The sequence below is a fragment of the Desulfobacterium sp. N47 genome, from assembly GCF_051233685.1.
Classification (GTDB): domain Bacteria; phylum Desulfobacterota; class Desulfobacteria; order Desulfobacterales; family RPRI01; genus RPRI01.
On sequence record NZ_JBAMMY010000048.1, the window covers coordinates 1 to 5795 of the forward strand.

A 5795-nucleotide genomic window follows, 5' to 3' on the forward strand; every position below is an offset into this window, starting at 1 on the left:
CATTTTTCATTTATCCGGCAATAGCGGACCTTTTGAAAAGGACTTTGTAAGAAAAAAGAACTTAAACCCGGAGAAAATATCAGAGACCTTTGGTAGCTTAATTTTTATGAAAATCAGTCTTGACATGGGGTCCACTATAAATATCAGGGGATAGAACCAGGAAGAATCCATTTTTCATGGATATCATCCGCTGAAGGAGTAAAATTCGCACAGGTGGCGAATGATATAATCGAAGAAGTCAGAAAACTCGGACCTGCAAAATATTTCATCAAACAGGCGTCAATGCAGACTTCCAGGGACAGTATATATATTTCCTGACATAAATTATGTCACGGTTTAATAGAAATGCTTTTACTCAAATCTGAAATTATTATTTCTAAAAAGCTCTATGCAGGCATCAACTGCTTTTCCGTAATATGATTTATCTTTATTTTTCAAAAGCTCTTCAAGAGCGTAATCTATATCAAACGCCGGTCTGTAAGGCCTGTAAGAACTGGTTGCTTCAGCCACGTCTGCAACGGTCAGTATCTTTGCTTCCAGCATAATTTCATCATCTTTTAAGCAGGCCGGATAACCTGAACCGTCTAATTTTTCGTGATGCTGCAGCACTGCCTTTGCAAAGGGCCAGGGAGAAGGGATATTTTTTAAAATATCATAGCCGACTTGAGGATGAATTTTGATCATTTGAAATTCAACATCAAGCAGTTCCCCAGGTCTGTTAATTATGGATATAGGTATGCGTATTTTCCCTATATCGTGAAGAACTCCCGCAATCTGAATTGTATGTATAATATCTTCTGAAAGAGACAGCTTTTCGGCGATTGCGCATGCAAGTTGAGCCACACGGCGCTGATGACCTGCGGTATAAGGATCCCTGACATCAACCATTACAGCCATGGTTTCAATAGTAGCTGAAAGCATCTGTTGAATCTCGGCTGTTTTTTCCTTTACCCTTTCTTCGAGAACTATATTCTGATTGTTTAATGTTTCTCTCATTTTTTTAAGAGAAATATGTGTTTTTACTCTTGCTTTTACTTCCTCTGAATAAAAGGGTTTTGTGATATAATCCACTCCGCCGACTTCAAACCCTTTGGTTTTGTGGTCTGTCTCTGTTAGAGCTGTAATAAAAATAACCGGAATGTTTTTTGTACTGGATTCGGCTTTTAAGCGTTTACATACCTCATACCCGTTCATCTCAGGCATCATTACATCGAGAAGAATCAAATCGGGCAGATATTCCAGTGCATAATCGATAGCTTTAAAGCCATTTTTGGCTATGCCAAGCCTGTAGTCGGCCTTTAAGGTACTTACCAGCAAATCTATATTTGTTGAATTATCATCAACAACCAAAACCAGAGAATTTTTTGTTTGCATAAGTGATCGCCTTGCAAGTCTTTTAAAAAATTATTTTACCAAGTATTTCCAAAGCCTCATCATAATCATAATTATTTATATGGTTTTCAAGGTCAATAACATCGGGAGTATGAAGCTGCTCTTTAACAGCTTTTATCTGTTCATTTATCTTTTCAGGGTCAGCAGATCTGAGCGCATTGCCAAGCTTTATTAAAATCGGCTTAAGCCGCGCAGTATCTATATCTGTCTTTTTATAAGACACGATTTCAGAATTTTCATCAAGAATTTTCAGCGATTCCAGAACCTGATTCAAAGCTGCTTCAAGCTTATCTATTAATTCAGACATGATTTTTTCCGGTTTTTTATCCCTGCTTGCATCTTCCAGTTTTTTAGCTGCTTCGGACAACTCCATGGCTCCTATATTGGCAGAGCTTCCTTTAATAGTGTGAGCCAGGCGCAAGAGTCTATCCGGTTCCTTTCCCTTAAACGCATCTTTTATTTTTTCCATTGTGTCATGATTATTTCTTAAAAATCCAGCAAGAATGCGTTTAAAAACAGCAGCGTCTAATTTAAGTTCGTCAAGCGCCTTTTTGATGTTGATTCCGGGAAGGCCTGGCGGAAGTATCCCCTGCCCTGTTTCTAAAACGTTTTTATCAGATCCCCTGGCCGATACTTTTGTTTCTGTTCCGCCTGAATCAGATTTTTCCTTATCTGCAATATCAGGTTTCTCTCTGTTTTTAAGCTCTCTCCACAAGACATTGAACAACATGTCCTGGCTGACGGGTTTGGGGATATAACCGTTCATGCCGGCTTTCAGACATTCTTCTTCATCTCCCTTCATGGCATGGGCCGTCATGGCAATTATTGGAAGATCTTTAAATTCAGCATCCTTTCTTATCTGTCTCGTGGCTTCATATCCGTCCATAACAGGCATCTGTATATCCATAAGAAGGGCGTCAAATTGAGATTCACGTACAGCATCCACAGCTTCTTTTCCGTTATTAACTATCTTTACAACAAGTCCGGCTTCTTCCAGAATTGCCAGAGCAATCTCCTGATTGGTAATATTATCTTCAGCCACAAGCACCCTGAACCCTTTGAGGCGCTTCTTGTGAATAGAAACTCTCGTTGTAATATGCTTTTTCTCCTTCAGGCTTTTAGCTCTTTTTTTCCCAAAGGCATCCATGATTGCATCAAAAAGGGTCGACTGGCATATCGGCTTGGTTAAAAAACCGTTTACGCCCACTTTTTCAGCATAAAGCATCTGGGTTTCATTTCCAAAAGCCGTCATCATAATTATAGGGACATTAAGCTTTAAATCATCCCTTATGATACTGGAGGCTTCTATACCGTCCAGCCCAGGCATAAGCCAGTCCATCATAACAAGGTCTATGGGATTTTCTCTGGTTTCGTCTTCTCTTAACCTTTGCAGAGAAGCCTGGGCCGAAGATATGGATTCAACTTTAAAGCCAAATGACTCAAGCATTTTTTCCATTATATTTTGGCTGTCTTTACAATCATCAACCACTAAAACATTTAAACCCTGAAGACCATGAGGTGGTATAAATTCTCGCTCTGTTTTTTTCGGCTGTCTGTGAAAAATTGCTGTAAAACTGAAAGTACTCCCTTTCTCCGGTTCGCTTTCCACCCGGATTTCACCACCCATCATCTCCACAAGCTGTTTGCAGATGCAAAGGCCCAGCCCTGTTCCGCCGTAATTTCTTGTTGTTGATGCATCAGCCTGGCTGAAAGGCTCAAAAATCTTTTCAATATTTTCATGCGCAATCCCTATGCCTGTGTCTTTAATAAAAAACCGGAGTTTTACCTCGCCTGATTCTGCTGATCTGTTCTCAAGCTCTTTTACACCCACAATAATTATACCGCCTTTTTTTGTAAATTTAACGGCATTGCTTACCAGATTAACAAGAATTTGATACAGACGCAGCTCATCGCCTCTAAGAGCTCTGGGAATTTCAGGATCAATATCCACAAGTAATTCAATAAATTTTTTAGATGTCCTGTGGAAAAACATATTTACGAGCTTGTCTATGACATCTTCAATTTTAAAGTCGCGTATCTCCAGATCAAGCTTTCCTGCTTCTATCTTTGATACATCCAGAATATCGTTAATAATTTCAAGAAGAGAATACGCTGAAGTAGTTATGATACGCAGATAATGTTTAGCCTTGTCAGATATATCTTCGTTTGATAAAAGCTCGGATGCTGCAATAATTCCATTCATCGGGGTACGAATTTCATGACTCATATTGGCCAGAAATTCATCTTTTGCACCGGTTGCCACCTCAGCTTTCTCCTTTGCTTTTATCAATTCTTTTTCCAGCCTTTTCATATTGGTTATGTCACGGCCCTCTGCGATCAACATAATCGCATTTCCTGATTCATCTTCAACCGGCTTAATAGAATAGTCTATATCCTGTAATATGTTGTTTTTAAGGTGTATTTGAGTCTCAAATCGAATAAACTGCCCTGCTGCCGCTTTTATTACACTATCACGCACCATTTCTTTCACTTCCTCTGAATATGAGAACCAGGGCGCATCCCAGAATAATTTTTCAACAATATCAGACTCTTTAGTTCCTGTTGATTCCAGTGCCGCTTCGTTGACGCTCAGCATTATACCATCAGGCGCCATCAAACCCATTAGTTGAAAGGTATGGTTATAAAGGACTTTAAATTTAAGTTCACTTTCTTTTTGTATGTTTTCCAGTCTTTTCCGTTCATTAAGCTCTAACTCCAGCTTAATATGGGATGCTTTAATTCTTCGATTCAGATTAAAAATCATGACTATGGATGCAGCCATGATAAGCAGCAGAATTGTTAGAACCGCTATCCAGTAACCATAATTTTTAACAACATCTGTAATGGTTATCTTGCCATAATCCTTATACGGACCAACGCGAAGCTCTTTTAAACATTCATGTACGCTCTGATAGTCTTTAGGGATTGTCCATCCGGAACATTTTCCCGCAATTGCAGCCGCGGAGTCAGGTGGCATATTAATAAGAGCAACCATAACCTTTTCAGCCAGTTCATCCGGAGTCTGTTTGGTTTTTGCCATGGGCCATTCCGGATATCCCCGGGTTGAATGAGGAAATGGCGGGCAATCTACAGTCTTCTCGCCGTGTTCATGAGGCACATAAAAGTTTTTAAGATCGATCTTTCCTTCAGCATGCATTTCTATGAATGTATCCGCCCTTACTGTCCCGGCATCAACGACGCCGTCTCTAACCGCGTAAACGACAGCATCTTGTGTGCCGATAAATTTAAGATCTTTAAAATCGCTGTACGGATCTATCCCTTTTTCTTTCAATTCACGCCAAGCCATCCTCCATCCCCCAAAAGAGCCTTCCGCTGTAGCCATGAAGGTTTTACCTTTTAGATCATTGAGCTGTCGTATGTCACTCCGATCTGCCTTCCAGAAAATTACCCCCCAATATCTGGAATAAAAGCTGCCGTTACAGTTATTTTTTAATGTGGCGATACGGTTTACTCCATACCGGTATTCCAGTTCCACATAAAAAGATGAGTTAGCGAGAATAAAATCGACTTCTTTTTTTTCAACAGAAGAGTAAATTTGATTGTGATCAAGCGGTATAATTATGAACTGCCTGCCGGAAATTTTTTCCGACAGATACTCTGCCGTAGGCACCCATTCCATAAGGCATTGCTCATGTCCCCTTTTTGCCAAAACACCGATTTTTATGATAGTATCATCTGCCTGTGTGTTAAGGGCAGTCAGGAGATTAAGCCAGAAAACCATAAAAAAGAGTATGGTGCATATTCTTTTCATCTTTTTTCCCTGCTGATTTAAATGTGAAAAAATTTATTGAACCGCCAAATTTTATATCAGTATGCCAACTTATACAACAATTTACCAGAATTAATGATATAAGCATATAGGCTAAATATTTATAACTTTCTCACAGATGAAATTTACCATGAAGCTTTATCTCAAACAGTTTATGCGAATACTAAATTTTATAACAATTTATGTCCTTATGCTTATAACCGGCTTATAATCTTTTTGTTTTTAAATTCTTTTTCCATGACGAAGGAAACCGACTGGATTTACATGAAATCTTGTGACAATTTACCTTCTATCATCAAAAAATGATATCTTATTTTTTTTAACATCTTGAAATTAAGCAGGTTGTGATGTATTTGAGGCATAAAAATGGATATTGAAAAACATCTTATTCTTATAAAAGGTAAGGATAAGACGGTACTGTCAAGTTTTTTGTGTAAAATTTTTATCAGCCGGTTTTTGAAAGAATGGCAGACTCTTACGCACTTTTCCGATAGGGTTTGATTTCCAGTGTAACTCCATTTTAAGACAGATAAATGCCAGGAGAGTATAGCAGGCGTTCTCCCCGGCTACGATCTCCATCGGTTTTGTTCTGCGTTTAAATTCTTTGTTAAGG

4 protein-coding genes are annotated in these 5795 nt (G+C 38.9%); 1 reads left to right on the plus strand and 3 read right to left on the minus strand.

The window, feature by feature from the left end:
- The first annotated feature begins 150 nt into the window (after positions 1-150).
- Positions 151-318 carry a hydrogenase iron-sulfur subunit gene (locus tag VXK47_RS02555; protein ID WP_435547205.1) on the plus strand — a complete coding sequence of 56 codons (168 nt, stop codon included), beginning with the start codon at positions 151-153 and terminating at the stop codon, positions 316-318.
- A gap of 33 nt (positions 319-351) precedes the next feature.
- Here VXK47_RS02555 and VXK47_RS02560 read toward each other — a convergent pair whose 3' ends face one another.
- The 3 genes from VXK47_RS02560 to VXK47_RS02570 all read right to left on the minus strand — a co-directional run.
- A complete protein-coding gene (locus VXK47_RS02560) occupies positions 352-1374 on the minus strand; it encodes a response regulator (RefSeq protein ID WP_435547202.1) in 1023 nt (340 codons plus the stop codon).
- A 22-nt stretch (positions 1375-1396) separates the two neighbouring features.
- Positions 1397-5164 carry a response regulator gene (locus VXK47_RS02565; RefSeq protein WP_435547203.1) on the minus strand — a complete coding sequence of 1256 codons (3768 nt, stop codon included), beginning with the start codon at positions 5162-5164 and terminating at the stop codon, positions 1397-1399.
- Between the two features lie 438 nt (positions 5165-5602).
- Positions 5603-5795: hypothetical protein (locus VXK47_RS02570; protein WP_435547204.1), on the minus strand; the 193-nt coding region annotated here is incomplete at its 5' end.

Coding starts and splice junctions, on each gene's coding strand:
- VXK47_RS02560 (WP_435547202.1), bottom strand. CDS start 1,374: ATGCAAACAAAAAATTCTCTGGTTTTGGTTGTTGATGATAATTCAACA.
- VXK47_RS02565 (WP_435547203.1), bottom strand. CDS start 5,164: ATGAAAAGAATATGCACCATACTCTTTTTTATGGTTTTCTGGCTTAAT.